Genomic DNA, 20,318 nt, shown 5'->3' on the forward strand with positions numbered 1-20,318 from the left:
GCCCCGGCGTCACGACGGCCGGCGGGCGCTGTGACGGGCTGGAGGGCGTGTCGGCGAGACAGTTGAAATTGCTCGTACCGGCGGCCCACACAAGGCGCGTGGCGGAGCGATACTGCGAACAGAGCCCGGACTGTGCGCAGCCCCCGGCGGGACCATTAGGGGGTGGGCTTCGGGGAAGTCTCAGGGTCGGGGTCCGGAACCGCCAAGAGCGCGGGGCCGTTTTCTGAGCAGAGAGCGGCAGTGGCCGCGAAGGAGGCGACGTTCATGTCCAAGAACGCGAAGATCGCCGCAGGAGGCGTGGCGGCCGGGCTGATCCTGCTCATATGGCTGCCCTGGTGGGTGTCATTCCTGATCGTGGTCGGGGTCCCGGTGGCCGCGTACCTGACGCTGGACCCCTCGCAGCGGCGCAGGCTCCGCAGGGTGACCCGCAAGGAACTCGGCCGCTGAGGCGGCGGACAGCCGGAGACGCCCGCCCGGGCTCCGGGCGGGCGTGGAGGCTCGAACAGGCGCCCGCGGAGGTCCGGACGGCTCCCGAGGGGCGCGCCGTCGCCGGGAGTGCGGTGTCCGGGGCCGGTACGGGCGGCTGGTTCAGGTGGCGGGTGCGGCGGCCCCGGACGAGGGCCGCCCAGCGCTAGAGGGGCCGCACGGCCATCTTGTCGAGCGCCTCCAGCAGCCCCGGCAACTCGGGGCCCCGGCCCACCGGCAGGACCTCGCCGGGTTCCTCGTCCAGCAGGACGAACGCGATGTCGTCGGTGCGGGCCACCATCGACCAGCCGGGCCCGTCGGCGCGCAGCGTACGGGCGTCTCCCGGGGCGAACGACGAGCGTACCCGGCCGAGCGGCGGCGGCGAGTCGACGTAGGCGCGCGCCTCCGCGAGCACCCGCTTGACACCACGGTGACCGCTGTGCGGCACGCTTCCGCCGTCCGGCGCGGATTCGGCGGACTCGTCGGCCTCCGCGCCGTGCGCCGAGGATTCGGTGGCCTGTGCCCGTTCGTCCGGTGTGGAGAACTTCTCGTCGTTGATCTGGTCCCGCCACGCCGCCCACTGCAGGGCGATCTCGTCGGCGCCCAGGCGGCGCTGGGCCGGTCCCCAGGCGCTGGTGTCCGGTGGGCTCAGCGGAGGCCCGTCCGCCACGTCGGGAGTGGGGTCGTGAGGTGCGGGGACGCCGGGGGCGGCCACGGCGACCGCCAGGGGCCAGCCCGGCAGTGCGGCCACGACCGCGCGCTCGTCCGGCGACAGTTCGTACTCCATGCCGCAGTCCCAGGATGCGATCGCCACGGCGACCAGCGAGACGTCGTCGATGACGACCGTCCAGCGGGCGCCGTCACCGTCCTGTCCCAGCACCAGGCCGTACCCGTCGGCAAGGGGCGCCAGCCCCAGCGCCATGCACGCCTCCGGATAGTCGTCGCCCAGCACGCTCGGAAACTGCGCCGGCGTCAGCAGCACCGCCGTCAGTACGTACAGCGCATCGTCCGCGGCGGCGGCGACGGCCGCATCGTCCGTCCCGGCCATCCCAGCCTCCCCAGTGGTTCGTCCAACGGCGCGCACCCTAGTGCGAGCGCAAGCCCCTTGTCACGACAGCCCACACCACGCGGAGCTGCTGGTTTCCACCTGGACGGGGGCGAAACGGCCACAGCGGACCAGGGGCGTCGCCATGGTCAGGGGCGGCCCGAGCGGATCACAGGCCTCCGTCGCCGCTGCCTCGAACATATTGTGTGCGGACCGCCTCCGCGCCCCGATCGGGTCGTCGCCGATAGCTCATCCTCGGTCACCCACCGTAGAGTTGGACCCTCCTCGGAAGAGCCGTAAGAAGGGGGACGGTGTGGTGAAGCGGTTCGAGCGGCTCGGTCGGATCCGTCGGCTGGATCCGGTGGCGGACGCGGTGGAGATCTACCGCCTGAGTACGGCGTTCGAGTTCCCCTGGGACTACACACGAGCCCTTGAACTGGCCCTGTACCGCACCTATGCCGTGCCGAGCATCGGCCGGCTGCTCGCCGAGACGGCGGAGCTGACCGAGCGTACGCAGAAGCGGTACGACGACACCGTGCTGCTCCTGGACACCATCGTCGAGCACGGCTTCGCCGCCGAGGAGGGTCGCACGGCGATCCGTCGCATCAACCAGATGCACCGCAGTTACGACATCAGCGACGACGACATGCGCTACGTCCTGAGCACCTTCGTCGTGGTGCCCAGACGCTGGATCGACGCCTACGGATGGCGACGGCTGTCCCGGCACGAGATCGTGGCCGCGACCGAGTACTACCGCACTCTCGGCCGGCACATGGGCATCCCCGGCATCCCCGCGACCTATGAGGAGTTCGAGGCGCTCCTCGACTCCTACGAGCGCGATCACTTCGGCTGGGACGAGCGGGCCCGGCAGGTCTCCGACGCCACCCTCTGCCTGATGGCGTCCTGGTATCCGCGCCCGATGGCGCCGGTGCTGCGCACGGCGACGCTGGCACTGCTCGACGAGCCGCTGCTGCGCACGTTCCGTTACGCGCCACCCGGCGCTGCGACGACCGCGCTGGTGCGCCGTGCGGTACGCACGCGTGGCAGGCTCGTCCGGCTGCTGCCGCCGCGCAACGCCCCCCACTTCGCCCGCCAGAACCGCGAGATCAAGGGCTACCCGAACGGCTACCGCGTCGACGGCCTGGGGACCCGTCCGACTGCCGGACTGCGTGGCTGCCCGGTGCGGCACCGGGACGTCACTGCCGCCGACGCCATCGAGTGACGCGAGCACACCGCCTGGCCAAGGGAGTTCGGCTCGGATTGCCCCTTGCACGGCGGTGAGGGTACCGGGCCGGAAGGGGGCGCGGCTGCGCCGTCACGGCACCGCGGCGGAGCAGCATTGTCGACATGCCGATCAGCTCTCGCGTGTTGCGAGGGCGAGGAACCGCGCGTCCTCGTCGACGTACGACGTCATGCGCCATCCCGAACCGGCCAGGAGCGGACCGAGGTTGGCCTCGGCACGCAGGTCGTCGGCCGTGATCTGCCGGCCCTGCCGGGCCGCCAGGGCCGCGCGCCCGACGGGATGGAACAGCGCGAGCGCGCCGCCCGGCCGTACCACGCGCGCCAGCTCCCGCAGGTTGTCCAGCGGTTGCGGCAGATGGGCGATCAGGCCGGCCGCGAACACGGCGTCGAGGGTCCGCGAGCGCAGCGGCAGCGCGGCGACGTCCGTGAGCAGCAGCCGTCCGTCCCGGTCCCTGCCCGCTCGCGCGGCCGCCTTGAGCATCGCCGGGGTCAGGTCGGCGCCCAGCACCACCCCGGAGGGGCCCACGGCGGCCCGCAGCGGTGGCAGGGCGCGCCCCGTGCCGCAGCCGGCGTCCAGCACACGGTCCCCCTTCCGCAGTCCGAGATCGGTCACAGCGGCCGTGTAGGCGGGGCCGTCGTCGGGGAACCTGCTGTCCCAGCCGGCCGCCCGGGCACCGAAGAACTCCTGCACATGTGTGTGGTCTTCGCTCATGCTCCGCATGATTCCTCACCGTCACGGGGGATATGTAGGCGCACATGTTCGGGCCGGACGCGATCGTTCCGGCGCATCCGCCTGTCATATTCCAGCACGTTTCGAAATGCGCCCCCCATGTGCGCCCGTGCCCCCTAGCGTCCCTTGGCCATGGGACACTTGGACCACGCCGCCTTCGGCTGGCTGACCCCCGTGCTGTCGTACCTGATGGCCTGTACGGGCGCCGCACTCGGACTGCGCTGCACCGTCCGCGCGCTCGCCACCACCGGCCGCTCGCGCCGCAACTGGCTCGTCACCGCCGCATCCGCGATCGGGACGGGCATCTGGACCATGCACTTCGTGGCCATGCTCGGCTTCCGCGTCAGCGGCACCGACATCCGCTACGACGTACCCCTGACCATCCTCAGTCTCCTCGTCGCGATGGTCGTCGTCTGCGCCGGCGTCTTCGCCGTCGGCTACGGTCGCGACCGCAACCGGGCGCTGCTGCTCGGCGGACTCACCACCGGGCTGGGCGTCGCCAGCATGCACTATCTGGGCATGGCGGCGGTGCGGCTGCACGGCGACGTCCGGTACGACCCCGTCCTCGTCGGACTGTCGGTACTGATCGCCGTCGTGGCGGCGACCGCGGCCCTGTGGGCCGGCCTCAACATCACGTCGCCCCGTGCGGTCACCGTCGCCTCCCTCGTCATGGGGGCGGCCGTCAGCAGCATGCACTACACCGGGATGTTCGCGGTGAGCGTGCGTGTGAACCCCTCCGGCGAGACCCTGCCCGGGGCCACGGCGATGCAGTTCATCTTCCCCCTCGCCGTCGGCCTCGGGTCCTATCTCTTCATCACCTCGGCGTTCGTCGCCCTCTCGCCCACGGCCGACGAGCGCGAGGCCTCCGCCTCCGCCCAACGGCCCGTCGAGACCGTCGCCCGCTAAGGGGAGCCAGGCCAGAGCGCCCCGACCCACGTCCCGATCGAGGAGGCCATGCGCCCGCCCCGTACCGCCCCGAAAGCCGATGCCTCGGCACACCCCCCGCGCGGCCGCCGTGCGCACGCCGGACCGCCCGCCGACGAGGCCGCCGACCGGCTCGTCAGCGCGTCTCCGGCACAGGCACGCGCGCGTGGGAGCCGCCGGTACCTGCGCCCGCGTACCGTGCGTGCAAAGGTCGTCAGCCTGCTGATGGTCCCGGTCGTCTCCCTGCTCTCCCTGTGGGCCTACGCCACCGTCAGCACCGCCCAGGACGTCGCCCGGCTGCGTCAGTCCCAGCAGGTCGACGCCGAACTGCGTACCCCGGTGGCCGCGGCCGTCGCCGCCCTGCAGGCCGAGCGCGCCGCGGCCGTGCGCCACGCCCTCTCACCCGGCGCGGCCGACGGCGGCGATCTCCAAGCTCTGGCCGGCCGCACCGACCGGGCCGTGGGCGAGCTGCGCCTCGGCGGCGACAACACCGTCGCCGACAGCGAGGAACTGCCCGCCGACGTCTCCGGGCGCCTCGCCGTCTTCGTCACCGGTGCCGAGCACCTGCGCGCGCTGCGGACGGCCGTGCTCGACCACAGGTCCGGCTGGGACACGGTGTACGCGCAGTACACGAAGACCATCGGCGAGGCCTTCGCCGTGGACGGCGCTCTCACCGGCATCCAGCAGGCCGATGTCGGCTCCGACGCGCGCGTACTGCTCGAATTCTCCCGGGCCGCCGAGGCGTTGGCCCAGGAGGACGCGCTGCTCGGCGGCGGTGCGGACGGTCTTCAGGGCGAGCGGCTGCGGCTGTTCGGCGCCGCCGTCGCCGCGCGCCGTACGTTCACCGACACAGCAGTCGCCGATCTGCCGGCCGCCCAGCACGCCGCCTGGCGGGACCTGTCCCGCAGCCGCTCCTACGCGGCCCTCGGGGCGGCCGAGGACAAGATCCTCACCGCCGGGCCGGGCAGCAGGTCTGCCGAGGTGGCATCGCAGGCTTCCTGGAGTGCCGCCCACGCACGCGTGCAGGACGGCATGCGGAGCATCGCGACGGACACGGGCCGGAATGTGGCGGGCCGCGCCGACCCGGTGACCCGCGGACTGCTCAGCCCCGCCGGTGCCGCCGTACTGCTCGGGCTGGCCGCCGTCGCCGCCTCGCTCGTCATCTCCGTGCGTATCGGACGCGGACTCGTGGTCGAACTCGTGAGCCTGCGCAACGACGCCCTGGACATCGCCCGTCGCAAACTCCCGGAAGCGATACGCAGACTGCGCGTGGGCGAGGAACTCGACATCGAGGCGGAGGCCCCCGCGGGACCGCCGGCCGAGGACGAGACGGGCCAGGTGTCGGAGGCGCTCACCACCGTCCACCGCGCAGCCCTGCACGCCGCCGTGGAGCGCGCCGAGCTCGCCAGCGGCATCTCCGGGGTCTTCGTCAACCTCGCGCGCCGCAGCCAGGTGCTGGTCCACCGCCAGCTCAGCCTCCTCGACAGCATGGAGCGCCGTTCCGACGATCCCGACGAACTGAGCGACCTGTTCCGCCTGGACCACCTCACCACCCGGATGCGGCGCCACGCCGAAAGCCTGATCATCCTCTCGGGTGCGGCACCCGGCCGCGCCTGGCGCATGCCGGTGACGCTCACGAACGTCGTACGGGCCGCCGTATCGGAAGTCGAGGACTACGCGCGCGTGGAGGTCCGCCAACTCCCCGAGGCGCACGTCATCGGTGCCGCAGTGGCCGACCTCACCCACCTGCTCGCCGAACTCGTCGAGAACGCCGCCCAGTTCTCGCCGCCGCACACACGCGTGCGGGTCACCGGCGAACCCGTCGGCAACGGCTACGCGCTGGAGATCGAGGACCGGGGACTGGGCATGGGTGCCGAGACCCTCGCGGAGGCCAACCGGCGCATCGAACAGTCCGAGGCCCTCGACCTGTTCGACAGCGACCGTCTCGGGCTCTTCGTCGTCAGCCGGCTCGCCTCGCGGCACGAGGTGAAGGTGCACCTTCGGACCTCACCGTACGGCGGCACGACCGCCGTCGTCCTGCTGCCCACCGCCCTGCTCCACGGCGCGTCGAAGGAACCCGCCGCCCCGCACCCCGAACGGGCCCGCCACGAGCAGGAACGCGCGTACGCGCGCGTGCCCGGCGCGAGCGGATTCCACGAGGCCGTCACCGCACGGCCGGACCGCCCCGCCCTCGCGGCCACCACGCTCGGTCCGCACACCGCGGCCGGCGAGCCCGGACGCCGCGACAGGGACGAGGCGCAGGGCGGGCACGGCACGACCGTCGAGAACCCGCCCCCCGGAGTCACCGCCTTGCGCCCGCACCGCCCGCCCCATGACGCCGAGCCTTCCGGTGACCTTCCACGCCGCGTGCGCCAGGCGAGCCTCGCTCCCCAACTCCGACAACAGCGCACCGAAGAAGCGGTGCCCGATCGGCGCGGTGACGACCTGCGCACCCCCGAACTGGTGCGGGACCGCATGGCGGCCTACCGCGACGGCTGGGCGCGCGGCGGCGGCAGACAGCCCGGACGCGGAGCCACCCCGGGCCCCGTAACGGCCAGTGACGACAGCAGCGAAGGAGACCCGGCATGATCCAGGACCCCCAGACGAGCGCCGGCCGGCGATCCGGCGAACTGGACTGGCTGCTCGACGACATGGTGATGCGCGTGAGGGAGGTACGGCACGCCGTCGTGCTCTCCAACGACGGGCTGGCCGTCGGCGCCTCCACCGGCCTCACGCGCGAGGACGCCGAGCATCTCGCCGCCGTCGCCTCCGGCTTCAACAGCCTTGCCAAGGGCACGGGCCGGCACTTCGGAGCGGGCGGGGTGCGCCAGACCATGGTCGAGATGGACGACGCGTTCCTGTTCGTGGCCGCGGCGGGTGACGGTTCCTGCCTCGCGGTGCTCACCGCGGTCACCGCGGACATCGGACTGGTCGCCTACGAGATGGCGCGCCTGGTCAAGCGGGTCGGCGAGCACCTCTACACGCCACCGCGCGCCACAGCACAGCCGCCCGTCGCCGGATGAGCCGGAAGGCGCCACCGATGACCGAGAACCCGATGGACGGCCCGCGGGAGCCGGGCAGCCAGTGGTACGACGGCGAGGCCGGGCCCCTGGTCCGCCCGTACGCCATGACAGGCGGACGCACCCAGGCCGGGCCCACCGGGGTGCGTTTCGACCTGATCGCCCTCGTCACCCTCGACCCCGCGACCCCGGCCCTCGACGACGACACGGCGCTCGGCCCCGAACACCGGACCCTGATCCGGCTGTGCCGCACGGAGACGCAGTCCGTTGCCGAACTCGCGGCGGACGCCGACCTTCCCGTCGGCGTGGTCAGGGTGCTCCTCGGAGACCTCCTGGAACTCGGCCGCGTGGTCATCAGCCGCCCCGTGCCCCCGGCGCACCTGCCCGACGAGCGGATTCTGCGCGAGGTCATCGCCGGATTGCGAGCGCTGTAGATGATCGCGCGGAGCGCGTCGTACGCCTCACCCCGTCCTCATCCGGGCGCGTTGCACCCCCGACCGGGTGCGAGTCGCTCACATCAGGTGCATTTCAGTCAAACCATCCACAAGACTGCCCTATTTGTCACGGTGTCGATGCCGCGCCCGGCGTGCGCGGACGCCGACCGTGACCGGTCCTCCCGAGAGAAGTGATCATGGCTGCCGAGCACTCCGACGTCACCGGCGACACCGCGCTGGCGCTGAAGATACTGGTCGCCGGAGGGTTCGGCGTGGGCAAGACCACCCTTGTCGGGGCCGTCAGCGAGATCCGGCCGCTGCGCACGGAGGAACTGCTCAGCGAGGCAGGGCAGTTGGTCGACGACACCGACGGCGTGGACCGCAAGGTCACCACCACCGTCGCCATGGATTTCGGGCGGATCACCATCCGCTCGGGGCTGTCCCTCTACCTCTTCGGCACGCCGGGACAGGACCGCTTCTGGTTCCTCTGGGACGAGTTGTCCCAGGGTGCCCTCGGCGCCGTCGTCCTCGCGGACACCCGGCGCCTGGAGGACTGCTTCCCCGCCGTCGACTACTTCGAGCACCGGAGCATCCCCTTCGTGGTGGCCGTCAACTGCTTCGCGGGAGCCCGCACCTACGGCGCCCACGACGTCTCCCGCGCCCTCGACCTCGACCACGGCACCCCCGTGGTGCTGTGCGACGCACGCGACCGGGACTCCGGCAAGGAAGTCCTGATCCGGCTCGTGGAGTATGCGGGACGGATGCACACGGCCCGGATCCTCAACTCGGTCGGGTGAGCCGCGAGATCGCGCCTTGTCGAGGTGTCCCCGCCCCGAGTCGGACGCGGTCGGTCCCCGGCCGGCGGGAGTCGGCCGGTCCTGGTGTCAGCGCTTCGTCGCCGCGAAGGGTGGCCAGGTTGGCGGTATCTGTACCGTCCGGGGCGAAGGTCCGACATTGCCCGTCGGTCATCTTCTGTGCCATGCGCCGATCCGGCTTGCCCGGACGCCGGACGTGGTGAAGGCTGGCGGGGAGTTCCTCCAGTCAGGGGGATGTCACACGGGGAGACGGAGATGGCGCAGAACCAGGGACTCGGCTGGCTCCTGGACGATCTGACCGAGCGGGTGGACCATGTGCGGCACGCGCTGGTCCTGTCGAACGACGGACTGGTCACGGGTGCGAGTACGGGCCTGCGCCGTGAGGACGCCGAGCACCTGGCTGCCGTGGCATCCGGGTTGCACAGCCTGGCCAAGGGGTCGGGGCGCCACTTCGGCGCGGGCAGTGTGCGCCAGACCATGATCGAGTACGACGACGCCGTGCTGTTCGTGACCGCGGCGGGCACCGGCAGCTGTCTGTGCCTGCTCAGCGGCGCGGAGGCCGACATCGGCCAGATCGCCTACGAGATGACCCTGCTCGTCAACCGCGTCGGCGAACACCTCGGAGTCGATGCCAGGCAACCCGAGCGAACCCCCAATCAGGACCTCTGAGCTGCACGTTCGCCTGCCCATGTGGAGTTATCCACAGGCTCGCCGCGAGTTGCGCCGAACCGGCTACGGTGTGTACACGGTTCGCGCACATGGCGTGAGCCTTCACTCCACGGGGGAGCGACGACCATGTCGGCAAACATCATCAGCCCGCCCCGGCCCGCCACATACACCCTGAGCCGTGCCGCTCGGGAACTGGGCCTCAAACGAAGCGAGTTCGACCTCGCTCTGCATCTCGGTCACATCCGCACCGTGCCCGACGAGGGAGGGGGAGGAGCCCGGCGAGTGGAGCGCGCGGAGCTCGACCGGCTCCGCCAGCGGCGCGACTTCCCGGAATCCCTGCGCGAGCGTGTCCAGGTGGTGGGCACCACCGAGGGCGCGGCGCTCATGGAGATCCCGGCCGGCCGCTTCACCCGCCTCGCCCGCCTGGGACTCCTCGTGCCCGTACGCTGGTATCTGAACCGCTACCGCGCCGTGGTCTGGCTCCATCTGGCGGACGACCTGCGGAACTTCACCCTGGCCCCGGAGAACGCGCACCTGCTCAAGGGACGCACTCCCGAGACCCTGCGCGGCCAGTTGGAGGCGGGAGTCGACCTGCGGGCCCGCAACTGGCGCGGACGCCAACTCGGCTTCCTGCTGCGGCACGCCGAGGAACCGTGGGCGCGAGCCGGAGCCGTGGCCGCCTTCCTCTCACCCGTCGAGATCGCCGACATCGTCAAGGATCCTCACGAACGCTCGTATGTGAATCGCTTCCGGCCCACGCCACTCGGCCAGGGCCTCCCGGGATCGGCCGCGGCGCAACTCGCCGAGCGGATCACGAACGCGCAGGATGCGGACGAGATCGACTGGCTGCGCGGCGAACTGGCCCGTGTGCTCGAGGAGGCCCGCAGCGCGACGCCCGCGCCGCGCCCGGCCGCCCGGCGTGTCGCGCCCTCCGTGCGAGCGGCTGCTCGCCCGATCCCGCCCCTGGCCCGAACGGTCACGCGGGACATGGAGCCGGGGGTGCCGCCGGGCATGATGATCACAGGAGCCCGGAGGCGGGACGACGAACCGGCGGTCGGGACACCCGAGTCGGTCGGTGAACCGATGGCTGAGCCGTGCGCGGTGGACAGCGCGCCTGTGGTGAGGACATCCGAGCTGCCCGATGAGCCCGCGCCGGGGAAACCCGCCCCCAAAGCCGGGCCAGCGCCCGCGACGGACGGTGAGCAGGAGCTCACGGTGGCCGAGCCGGACGCCAGGCAGCCTCTCGGGGAGTCCGAGGGGCATGCCGGTCCGGTGTTCGGGGCGCCATGGCCCGAGGACGGGGCGGCGGGCCGGGCGTTCGCATGGGATCGCGCGCCGGTGGTACGGCAGGCCGGGCCGCCGGCGCGCCGGGAGCGCCGGGCCCAGCGAGCCGCCCCGGCGCCGGCGAACCGGGGGCTGCGCGGCTGGTTGCGGCGCAGAGCTCCACGCCCTGAACGCAGCTGAGCCCGACCGGTGTCTCACGGCGGGCCGAGGGCCCGGGCGCCGCGTCGCTACAGGGACCTGAACAGGCCCTCCTGGACGACCGAGACCAGCAGTCTCCCCTGCAGGTCGTAGATACGCCCACGGGCCAGCCCGCGCCCACCGGTGGCGATCGGCGACTCCTGGTCGTACAGGAACCACTCGTCCGCGCGGAACGGCCGGTGGAACCACATGGCGTGGTCCAGCGAGGCCATGTCGAAGTTCCGCTGGCCCCACAGGGATTCGACCGGGATGCGGACCGCGTCGAGGAGCGTCATGTCACTGGCGTAGGTCAGCGCGCACGTGTGGACCAGGGGATCGTCCCCCAGCGGTCCGACCGCGCGCATCCACACGGCGCTGCGCGGCTCGGCCCCCTGGATCTCCTCGGCGTTCCAGCGCAGCCGGTCGACGTACCGGATGTCGAAGGGCTGGCGGCGCGCCATCCGCTCCAACTGCTCGGGCAGCGCACCGAGGTGCTTGCGGATCTCCTCGGTGACCGTCGGCAGCGACTCCGGGTCCGGCACCTCGCGAGCAGGCGGCAGCTGGTGCTCGAACGGTCCTTCCTCAGGCTTGTGAAAGGAGGCGGTCAGATTGAAGATGGTGCGGCCCTGCTGCACGGCCGTGACCCGGCGCGTGGTGAACGACCGGCCGTCACGGACCCGCTCCACCTGGTACACGATCGGCACTCCCGGGCGCCCGGGGCGCAGGAAGTACGCGTGCAACGAGTGCACCGGGCGGTCGCCTTCCGTGGTGCGGCCGGCGGCGACCAGCGCCTGGCCTGCCACCTGGCCGCCGAAGACCCGCTGCAAGGACTCCTGCGGGCTGAGGCCACGGAAGATGTTGACCTCTATCTGCTCCAGGTCGAGCAGGTCGACCAGTCTCTCGGCAGGGTTCGTCATCGGTGGGTCTCTCCTTGGCTCACACCTGGTCGGGCACGGCTCACAGCTGGCCGACTTCGGTGACGCGCACGATGGCACGTCCCTCGGCGTCCGAGGCCGCGAGATCGATCTCCGCGCTGATGCCCCAGTCGTGATCGTTGTTCGGGTCGTCGAAGATCTGGCGGACGCGCCAGAGGCCCTTCTCCGGCTCCTCCTTGATGACCAGCAGCTTGGGGCCACGGGCATCGGGGCCGGTGCCGAGATCCTCGTACTCGTCCCAGTACTTGTCCATCGCCTCGCCCCAGGCGTCGGCGTCCCAGCCGGAGTCGGCGTCCATCTCGCCGAGTTCCTCGACCTGATCGAGGGCGGCCAGCTCCACGCGGCGGAACATGGCGTTGCGGACCAGCACCCGGAAGGCTCGCGCGTTGGCGGTGACCGGCTTGACCTCGTCGGCCTTCTCCTGGGCCTCCTCGGCGGTCATCTCCTCCGGGTTGGCCAGCTGCTCCCACTCGTCGAGCAGACTGGAGTCCACCTGGCGCACCATCTCGCCGAGCCACTCGATCAGATCCTGAAGGTCCTCGGACTTCAGGTCGTCCGGAATGGTGTGATCGAGCGTTTTGTAGGCGCTGGCGAGATAGCGCAGCACGATGCCCTCAGTACGAGCCAGCTCGTAGAAGGACACCAACTCCGTGAAGGACAGCGCACGTTCGTACATGTCGCGGATGACGGACTTGGGCGAGAGCGGGTGGTCGCCGACCCAGGGGTGGCTCTTGCGGTAGGTGTTGTACGCGTGGAAGAGCAGTTCCTCCAGCGGCTTCGGGTACGTGATGTCCTGGAGTCGCTCCATGCGCTCCTCGTACTCGACCCCGTCCGCCTTCATCGCGGCCACGGCCTCGCCGCGCGCCTTGTTCTGCTGGGCGACGAGGATCTGCCGCGGGTCGTCCAAGGTGGACTCGACGACGGACACCATGTCGAGCGCGTAGGACGGCGACTCGGGGTCGAGGAGTTCGAACGCGGCGAGCGCGAAGGTGGACAGCGGCTGGTTGAGCGCGAAGTCCTGCTGGAGATCGACCGTGAGCCGGACGATGCGCCCCTCGGCGTCCGGCTTGTCGAGCTTCTCCACGATGCCGCCGTCGAGCAGCGAGCGGTAGATCGCGATGGCGCGGCGGATGTGCCGCAGCTGCTGCTTGCGCGGCTCGTGGTTGTCCTCCAGCAGATGACGCATCGCCTCGAAGGCGTTGCCCGGTCGGGCGATCACCGACAGCAGCATCGTGTGGGTCACCCGGAAGCGCGAGGTCAGCGGCTCGGGTTCGGAGGCGATCAGCTTCTCGAAGGTGTTCTCCGTCCAGGCGACGAAGCCCTCCGGTGCCTTTTTGCGTACGACCTTGCGCCGCTTCTTCGGGTCGTCGCCCGCCTTCGCCAGGGCCTTCTCGTTCTCGATGACGTGCTCGGGCGCCTGTGCCACGACGAGTCCGGCGGTGTCGAAGCCGGCCCGTCCGGCCCGGCCCGCGATCTGGTGGAACTCACGGGCCCGCAGAGTGCGGACGCGACTGCCGTCGTACTTGGTCAGCGCCGTGAACAGCACCGTGCGGATGGGCACGTTGACACCCACGCCGAGCGTGTCCGTGCCGCAGATGACCTTCAGCAGGCCCGCCTGGGCGAGCTTCTCCACCAGACGGCGGTACTTGGGCAGCATGCCGGCGTGGTGGACGCCGATGCCGTGCCGGACGTAGCGGGAGAGGTTGCGGCCGAACTTGGTGGTGAAGCGGAAATTGCCGATCAGTTCGGCGATCTGGTCCTTCTCCTCGCGCGAGCACATGTTGATACTCATCAGCGCCTGCGCCCGCTCCACGGCTTGCGCCTGCGTGAAGTGCACGATGTAGACGGGGGCCTGCCTGCTCCCCAGCAGATCGGTCAGCGTTTCCGTGAGCGGGGTGAGCTCGTACTCGTAGGAGAGGGGCACCGGCCGGGTCGCCGAGCGGACCACTGCCGTGGGGCGGCCCGTGCGGCGGGTGAGATCCTTCTCGAAGAAGGACATGTCGCCCAAGGTGGCGGACATCAGGATGAACTGCGCCTGGGGGAGCTCCAGCAGCGGGATCTGCCACGCCCAGCCGCGATCACCCTCGGCGTAGAAGTGGAACTCGTCCATGACGACCTGGCCGACGTCCGCGTCCTTGCCGTCGCGCAGCGCGATCGACGCCAGCACCTCGGCGGTGCAGCAGATCACGGGGGCATCGGCGTTCACGGAGGCGTCGCCGGTGAGCATGCCGACGTTCTCGGTGCCGAAGATCTTGCACAGCTCGAAGAACTTCTCGGACACCAGTGCCTTGATCGGGGCGGTGTAGAAGGTGACCTCGTCCCGGGCCAGCGCGGCGAAGTGCGCGCCCGCGGCGATCATGCTCTTGCCGGATCCGGTGGGCGTCGAAACGATCACGTTCGCCCCGGACACGACCTCGATCAGCGCCTCCTCCTGATGCGGGTAGAGGGTGAGGCCGCGCTCCTGCGCCCACGACTCGAAGGCTTCGTACAGGGCGTCGGGGTCGGCGGTCGGCGGCAGCTGATCGATGAGGGTCACGCACCCATCTTGCCTGGCCTGGCCCCCGAGAGGGGAATCGGCTGCGACGACGAAGATCACGGCAGCTACGCTGTGTCGCCGACGAATCGTCAGCGCACCGGTTCAACTGGACAGCGATACACGAGGAATGGGGCGGGAAGCGGCCATGATGGGACCAGCACACTCACTGTCGGGGGCCGCGGCCTGGCTCGGGGCCGGAGCGGCCGCCGCGGCGTACGGACACCCGATGCCCTGGCCCGTCCTTCTCGTCGGCGCGCTGATCTGCGCCGGCGCCGCGCTCGCCCCGGACCTCGACCACAAGGCGGCGACCATCTCGCGCTCCTTCGGGCCGATCTCCCACTGGGTCTGCGAGATCGTCGACAAGCTGTCCTGGGCCGTCTACAAGGCGACGCGCATGAAGGGCGACCCGCGACGCAACGGCGGCCACCGCACGCTGACGCACACCTGGCTGTGGGCGGTCCTGCTCGGAGCCGGCGCCTCGGCGTCGGCTGTCACGGGTGGCCGCTGGGCGGTGCTGGCGATCCTGTTCGTGCACATGGTGCTGGCGATCGAAGGCTTGCTGTGGCGGGCGGCCCGGGGTTCCAGCAGCGACATCCTCGTCTGGCTGCTGGCGGGGACCAGCGCGTGGATCCTCGCGGGCATCCTGGACAAGCCGGGCAACGGCTCGGACTGGTTGTTCACGGCGCCGGACCAGCAGTACCTGTGGCTGGGGCTGCCGATCGTGCTGGGTGCGCTGGTGCACGACCTCGGGGACGCGCTGACCGTGTCCGGCTGCCCGATCCTGTGGCCCATTCCGGTGGGCCGCAAGCGCTGGTACCCGGTGGGACCGCCGAAGGCGATACGGTTCCGGGCCGGCAGCTGGGTGGAGCTGAAGGTCCTCATGCCCGTGTTCATGCTGCTCGGCGGGGTGGGCTGCGCCGCCGCACTCAATGTGATCTGACGGCGGGCACGGCCCGGGCATCGGCCCGGGGCAGGCTCTGCGGTCGGTTCCGTCGCTCCGGCCCGGAGGGGCCGGGGCCCCGCTCCCGGTCAGCCTGCCTCGCCGGACTCCCCTCCGCCGTACCGGCGCTCGAAGCGGGCGATGCGGCCCTCGGCGTCGACCGTGCGGGCCTTGCCCGTGTAGAACGGGTGGCTCTCCGAGGAGATCTCCACGTCGACCACCGGGTAGCTCTCGCCGTCGTCCCACTCGATGGTCTGTTCGCTCTGCGCCGTCGACCGGGTCAGGAACGCGTATCCGGCGGCGCGGTCGCGGAAGACCACGGGGCGGTAGGCAGGGTGCTTGTCCTGCTGCATGGCGGCTCCTCGTGCGGGGCGGTCGGGCAGGGGGCCTGCGGGTCAGCCGGACAGGGAGTCCTCGTCGACGATGTGCATCGCTGCCTCTTCGGCGGAGGCGGCGGCACCGTCGATGCCGACATCGGTGGCGAGCAGGGCGGCCTCGTCGTCCTCGTGGGCACCCTCGTCGGGGGCCACCAGTCGGCCGGAGCGGAGGTCGCCGACCTCGTTGTCCAGGAGTTCCCCGTCGGTGCCGTCGCAGTCGCCGATGCCGTCGCCGTCGGGCGCGGAGAGGTCGGGCTGCTCCTCGGCGAGCCGCTGGTCCAGGGTCTCGCCCGCCTGGCGCTCGGCGGCCGTCACACCGGTGTGTTCCACCGCCCACGGCCGCTCGGGAGGGGACCAGCCACGGTCGAGCGGGTCGTCGACGCCGTCGAAGTCAAGTGTGTCCTCGACGTCGAGCACCCCCGAGTCCTCCCGGATCTCCGAGGGATCGGGCTGGTAGACGTCGTCCCCCCAGCTGTCGGCGCTGTCCACGAGTACCTCCGGGTGATGAGGACGGCCGCATGCCACCGCACGGGGCGGCGGGCCGCCGACACGTGCGGCACGGGTGCCACACGCCGCGAACCAGACGGTTCGCCGACGCTCCCCGAACCGGTGCCGCTCTCCAGCCTTCCACCCCGGCTCGGGACCGCGCAACGGCACGGCCCCCGGCGGAGGCCTGTGTGCGCATACGGGTACCCGGCAGGGCCCACCGCGACGCGGGCCGCCGAGTCCCGGTCCCCTCGTGTTTCGGCTGGGGCAGGACCCCTGGCGGGCCGGTGCACCGGAGCCCCGGCGGTCCGGGCTCCGGTTGTGGCGGCGTCCGCGTCGAGGCGGCCGGCCATGGCCCGACCGCCCCGCTGGCCGGGAACCGAAGCCACCGCGGTCCCGGAAGCCACCCCGGTCCCGGCCTGCCGGGGCAGCCGAGGCATCGTGAGCACCAGGACCGGTGCGACCGGCGGCGCGACCGGTATCGGCAGCGGATGCCTCACTCCGGTACCGATCGCCGGCCGCTCCGGCGGGTCCTCATCCGTGCCAGGAGCGCCACAGGGCCGCGTACGCGCCGTCGGCGGTGACCAGCTCGTCGTGGCTGCCCAGCTCGCTGATGCGGCCGTTCTCCACGACGGCGATCACGTCGGCGTCGTGGGCGGTGTGCAGGCGGTGGGCGATGGCGACCACCGTGCGCCCGTCCAGGACGCGGGCCAGGGAACGCTCCAGATGGCGGGCGGCACGCGGGTCGAGCAGCGAGGTCGCCTCGTCCAGGACCAGCGTGTGCGGATCGGCCAGCACCAGCCGGGCCAGCGCGATCTGCTGGGCCTGCGCCGGAGTGAGCGCCAGGCCGCCCGAGCCGACCTCGGTGTCCAGGCCGTCGTCCAGGGCTCGCGCCCAGTCGTCCGCGTCGACCGCTCCCAGTGCCGCCCACAGCTCGGCGTCGGTGGCACTGGTGCGGGCCAGCAGGAGATTGTCGCGCAGGGAGCCGACGAATACGTGGTGCTCCTGGTTGACGAGGGCGACGTGGGAGCGGACGCGTTCGGCCGGCATGCGGGACAGCTCGGCGCCGCCCAGCGTGATCGTGCCGTCCCGGGGTGCGTAGATCCCGGCCAGCAGCCTGCCCAGCGTGGACTTGCCGGCTCCCGACGGGCCGACCAGGGCCAGCCGGGTGCCCGGCGCGACCTCCAGCGAGACCTCGCGCAGCACGTCGACACCCTTGCGGTAGCCGAAGTGCACCCGGTCGGCGGACACGTCCCGCCCCTCGGGATCCAGCGAGGCGTCCCCGGCATCCGGTTCGATGTCGCGCACACCGACCAGCCGGGCCAGCGACACCTGGGCGACCTGCACCTCGTCGTACCAGCGCAGGATCAGGTTCACCGGGTCGACCAGCATCTGGGCGATCAGGGCGCCGGTGGTCAGCCGGCCCACGTCGAGCCAGCCGTGCAGCACGAAGACCCCGCCGACCATCAGGACCGAGCCGAGGACGATGACATGGACGGCGTTGATGACCGGGAACAGTACGGACCGCAGCCACAGCGTGTAGCGCTCCCAGGCCGTCCACTCCTTGATCCTCCGCTCCGACAGGGTGACACGGCGGGCGCCCAGGCGGTGCGCCTCGATGGTGTGGCCCGCGTCCACGGTCTCGGCGAGCGCGGCGGCGACGGCGGCGTACCCGGCCGCCTCGGAGCGGTAGCCGGAGGGCGCCCGCTTGAAGTACCAGCGGCATCCGGCCAGCAGCACCGGGACGGCGAGCAGCACGGCGGCGGCCAGCGGCGGAGCCGTCACGACGAGCCCGCCGAGCAGCAGCAGTGCCCACACGACACCGATCGCCAGCTGCGGCACGGCCTCGCGCATCGCGTTGGCCAGCCGGTCGATGTCGGTCGTGATACGGGAGAGCAGGTCGCCGGTGCCCGCCCGTTCCAGCACGCCCGGCGGCAGCCCGACGGAGCGGACGAGGAAGTCCTCGCGCAGGTCCGCCAGCATTCGCTCGCCGAGTACCGCACCTCGCAGCCGTACCTGGCGTACGAACACGGCCTGGACGGCCAGCGCGAGTACGAACAGTCCGATGGTCAGGCCCAGTTGGAGATCCCGGGAGCGGTCGGACACCCGCTCGACCAGGCCGCCGAGCAGGTACGGCCCCACCATGGAGGCGATCACGGCGACCGTGTTGACTGCGATGAGCAGCAGGAAGGCCCGCCGGTGCCGCCGGAACAGCTCGGTGACGTAGGCGCGCACCGTCGCGCCCGCGCCGACGGGCAGGGTGGTGGCGGTCGTCGGGGCCGCCGGGTCGTACGCCGGCGGCGCAACGCCGATCATGCGCTCTCCTCGATCTCTTCCAGCTCCTGGAGGGTGTCCAGCAGGACGTCCTCGTCGGTCGCGGCCAGTTCCTCTTCCGTCTGCCGCGTCACCACGGCGCGGTACCGCGGCTCGCTGTCGACCAGGTCGCGGTGCACGCCGACCGCCACGACCTCGCCCTCATGGACCAGGGCGACCCGGTCGGCGCGGTCGAGCAGCAGCGGCGAGGAGGTGAAGACCACGGTCGTCCGGCCCGAGCGCAGCCGGTGCAGCCCGTCCGCGATCCGGGCCTCGGTGTGCGAGTCGACCGCGGAGGTCGGCTCGTCCAGCACCAGCACCTCGGGATCGGTGACCAACGACCGGGCCAGCGCGAGCCGTTGGCGCTGGCCGCCGGAGAGGGAGCGGCCACGCTCGGTGATGCGGGCGTCCATCGGGTCGGCGGCGTCCACCGATCCCTGGACGAGCGCGTCCAGCACGTCGGCGCACTGCGCAGCGGCCAGGGCGTCTTCGGCCGGCACCGCCGCGGAGGCGGGCACGTCGAGCAGTTCGCGCAGGGTGCCTGAGAGCAGCACCGGGTCCTTGTCCTGGACGAGGACGGCGGTCCGGGCGCTGTCCAGAGGGAGTTCGTCCAGGGCGATCCCGCCGAGCAGCACCGAGCGGCCCGGTTCGGCGGGGTGGCCGCCCAGCCGTTCCGCCAGACGTCCGGCCGCGTCGGGGTCGCCGCACACGACGGCGGTGAGCCGGCCGGCGGGAGCGAGCAGCTTGGTGTCGGGGTCGTACAGATCCCCGGTCGGCACCTCGGCCGCGCGGGTGCCGTCGGTGGCCGTGGACCGCTCCAGTGCCAGCACCCGGGCCGCCCGTTTGGCCGACGGGCGGGAGAAGGAGTACGCCATGGCGATTTCCTCGAAGTGCCGCAGCGGGTAGTTGAGGACCATGACCGCGCTGTAGACGGTGACGAGTTCGCCGACGGTGATTCGGCCCTGGCGGGCCAGGTGGATGCCGTGCCAGACGACCGCGATGAGCAGCAGTCCGGGCAGCAGCACCTGGATGGCGGAGATCAGCGACCACATCCGGGCGCTGTGCACGGCGGCGTGCCGTACCTCCTGCGAGGCCCGGCGGTAGCGGTCGAGGAACAGTTCCTCGCCGCCGATGCCGCGCAGCACGCGCAGTCCGGCGACCGTGTCCGAGGCCAGCTCGGTGGCCCGGCCCGCCTTCTCGCGCTGTACATCGGCGCGGCGTGTGGCCCGGGGCAGCAGCGGCAGCACCGAGACCGCGACGATCGGCAGTCCGATCGCGACGACCACACCCAGGGCGGGCTGATAGACGAGGAGGCCGACACCGACCACGACGACCGTGAGCGCCGCGGCGGTGAACCGGGAGATCGCCTCGACGAACCAGCCGATCTTCTCGACGTCGCCGGTGGACACGGCCACCACTTCGCCGGCGGCGACCCGTCGGGTCAGGGCGGAGCCGAGCTGGGAGGCCTTGCGGGCGAGCAGTTGCTGGACCCGGGCGGCGGCCGTGATCCAGTTGGTGACCGCGGCTCGGTGCAGGAAGGTGTCGCCGAGGGCGATGCCCGTGCCGCACAGCAGCATCAGAGCGCCCGTCAGGGCGAGCCGGGTGCCGGAGCGGTCGACGACGGCCTGCACGGCCAGGCCGACACAGAAGGGCAGGGCCGAGACGGAGACGAAGTGGAGCAGGCCCCAGGCGAGTGCCTTCAGCTGTCCGCCCAGCTGGTTGCGCCAGAGCCACCACAGGAATCGGGGGCCGGAACGCGTGTCCGGGACCCCCGGATCGGAATACGGAAGGTCTTGAATCTGCATGACGTCCCAGTGGCTCGTGTCAGGGAGGGGGAGACGGAGGGGTGTGCCAACAAGCCGTGAAAGGTTCGCGTCGCAGAGTGGTGAATTTCAAACGGTTTTCCCGGCGGACCGGCCGAATCAA

17 protein-coding genes and 1 pseudogene are annotated in these 20,318 nt (G+C 71.7%); 10 read left to right on the top strand and 8 right to left on the bottom strand.

Going from position 1 to position 20,318, the window contains the following annotated elements; translation table 11 throughout:
- Nucleotides 1-264 precede the first annotated feature (264 nt).
- Nucleotides 265-447: a hypothetical protein gene (locus ACFC8N_RS15575; RefSeq protein ID WP_356023334.1), complete on the top strand. Its 183-nt coding sequence runs from the start codon at nt 265-267 to the stop codon at nt 445-447.
- Between the two features lie 184 nt (nt 448-631).
- Here the strand turns inward: ACFC8N_RS15575 and ACFC8N_RS15580 are convergent, their stop codons facing one another.
- A complete protein-coding gene (locus ACFC8N_RS15580) occupies nt 632-1,513 on the bottom strand; it encodes a hypothetical protein (protein WP_362820233.1) in 882 nt (293 codons plus the stop codon).
- Between the two features lie 313 nt (nt 1,514-1,826).
- Here ACFC8N_RS15580 and ACFC8N_RS15585 point away from each other — a divergent pair, with 313 nt between their 5' ends.
- A complete protein-coding gene (locus ACFC8N_RS15585; protein WP_376288509.1) occupies nt 1,827-2,732 on the top strand; it encodes an oxygenase MpaB family protein in 906 nt (301 codons plus the stop codon).
- Between the two features lie 132 nt (nt 2,733-2,864).
- Here ACFC8N_RS15585 and ACFC8N_RS15590 read toward each other — a convergent pair whose 3' ends face one another.
- On the bottom strand, nt 2,865-3,464 hold the full coding sequence (locus ACFC8N_RS15590) for a class I SAM-dependent methyltransferase (protein WP_376288416.1): 600 nt from the start codon (nt 3,462-3,464) through the stop codon (nt 2,865-2,867).
- A 150-nt stretch (nt 3,465-3,614) separates the two neighbouring features.
- Here ACFC8N_RS15590 and ACFC8N_RS15595 point away from each other — a divergent pair, with 150 nt between their 5' ends.
- The 7 genes and pseudogenes from ACFC8N_RS15595 to ACFC8N_RS15625 form a co-directional block, all read left to right on the top strand.
- Nucleotides 3,615-4,388 (top strand): MHYT domain-containing protein, encoded by a 774-nt coding sequence (locus ACFC8N_RS15595; protein WP_356023341.1) that lies wholly within the window; start codon nt 3,615-3,617, stop codon nt 4,386-4,388.
- Between the two features lie 48 nt (nt 4,389-4,436).
- Complete coding sequence (locus ACFC8N_RS15600) at nt 4,437-6,995, top strand: nitrate- and nitrite sensing domain-containing protein (RefSeq protein ID WP_376288417.1); 2,559 nt, start codon at nt 4,437-4,439, stop codon at nt 6,993-6,995.
- Nucleotides 6,992-7,429, top strand: coding sequence for a roadblock/LC7 domain-containing protein (locus tag ACFC8N_RS15605; protein ID WP_356023346.1), 438 nt, complete (start codon nt 6,992-6,994; stop codon nt 7,427-7,429). Before ACFC8N_RS15600 ends, ACFC8N_RS15605 begins: the two co-directional genes overlap by 4 nt.
- 17 nt (nt 7,430-7,446) lie before the next feature.
- A complete protein-coding gene (locus ACFC8N_RS15610) occupies nt 7,447-7,860 on the top strand; it encodes a DUF742 domain-containing protein (RefSeq protein WP_356023348.1) in 414 nt (137 codons plus the stop codon).
- 197 nt (nt 7,861-8,057) lie between these two features.
- On the top strand, nt 8,058-8,657 hold the full coding sequence (locus ACFC8N_RS15615) for an ATP/GTP-binding protein (RefSeq protein WP_356023351.1): 600 nt from the start codon (nt 8,058-8,060) through the stop codon (nt 8,655-8,657).
- Between the two features lie 273 nt (nt 8,658-8,930).
- Nucleotides 8,931-9,344, top strand: a complete 414-nt coding sequence (locus tag ACFC8N_RS15620) for a roadblock/LC7 domain-containing protein (RefSeq protein WP_071379824.1) — start codon at nt 8,931-8,933, stop codon at nt 9,342-9,344.
- A 126-nt stretch (nt 9,345-9,470) separates the two neighbouring features.
- Nucleotides 9,471-10,307 (top strand): annotated as a pseudogene (locus ACFC8N_RS15625) (DUF6397 family protein); the annotation flags it as partial.
- A 548-nt stretch (nt 10,308-10,855) separates the two neighbouring features.
- On the opposite strand, the gene ACFC8N_RS15630 reads toward ACFC8N_RS15625, so the two are convergent.
- Together ACFC8N_RS15630 and ACFC8N_RS15635 are read right to left on the bottom strand one after the other, a co-directional pair.
- The gene (locus tag ACFC8N_RS15630) at nt 10,856-11,722 is read right to left on the bottom strand and encodes an acyl-CoA thioesterase (RefSeq protein ID WP_376288418.1); all 867 of its coding nucleotides are present in this window, start codon (nt 11,720-11,722) and stop codon (nt 10,856-10,858) included.
- Between the two features lie 40 nt (nt 11,723-11,762).
- Complete coding sequence (locus ACFC8N_RS15635) at nt 11,763-14,276, bottom strand: DEAD/DEAH box helicase (RefSeq protein WP_376288419.1); 2,514 nt, start codon at nt 14,274-14,276, stop codon at nt 11,763-11,765.
- A 145-nt stretch (nt 14,277-14,421) separates the two neighbouring features.
- On the opposite strand from ACFC8N_RS15635, the gene ACFC8N_RS15640 reads away from it, so the two are divergent.
- Nucleotides 14,422-15,216 (top strand): metal-dependent hydrolase, encoded by a 795-nt coding sequence (locus ACFC8N_RS15640; protein WP_356023358.1) that lies wholly within the window; start codon nt 14,422-14,424, stop codon nt 15,214-15,216.
- An 89-nt stretch (nt 15,217-15,305) separates the two neighbouring features.
- On the opposite strand, the gene ACFC8N_RS15645 is transcribed toward ACFC8N_RS15640, so the two are convergent.
- From ACFC8N_RS15645 to ACFC8N_RS15660, 4 genes are all read right to left on the bottom strand, one after another.
- A complete protein-coding gene (locus tag ACFC8N_RS15645; RefSeq protein WP_356023360.1) occupies nt 15,306-15,569 on the bottom strand; it encodes a type B 50S ribosomal protein L31 in 264 nt (87 codons plus the stop codon).
- 42 nt (nt 15,570-15,611) lie between these two features.
- A complete protein-coding gene (locus ACFC8N_RS15650; protein WP_356023362.1) occupies nt 15,612-16,082 on the bottom strand; it encodes a DUF5709 domain-containing protein in 471 nt (156 codons plus the stop codon).
- A 531-nt stretch (nt 16,083-16,613) separates the two neighbouring features.
- The gene (locus ACFC8N_RS15655) at nt 16,614-18,395 is read right to left on the bottom strand and encodes an ABC transporter ATP-binding protein (RefSeq protein ID WP_376288420.1); all 1,782 of its coding nucleotides are present in this window, start codon (nt 18,393-18,395) and stop codon (nt 16,614-16,616) included.
- Nucleotides 18,392-20,197: an ABC transporter ATP-binding protein gene (locus ACFC8N_RS15660; RefSeq protein ID WP_356023365.1), complete on the bottom strand. Its 1,806-nt coding sequence runs from the start codon at nt 20,195-20,197 to the stop codon at nt 18,392-18,394. The genes ACFC8N_RS15655 and ACFC8N_RS15660 overlap by 4 nt, the downstream gene beginning before the upstream one ends.
- Between the last annotated feature and the right edge of the window lie 121 nt (nt 20,198-20,318).

It is taken from the genome of Streptomyces sp. NPDC055966, from assembly GCF_042269865.1.
Taxonomy (GTDB): domain Bacteria; phylum Actinomycetota; class Actinomycetes; order Streptomycetales; family Streptomycetaceae; genus Streptomyces.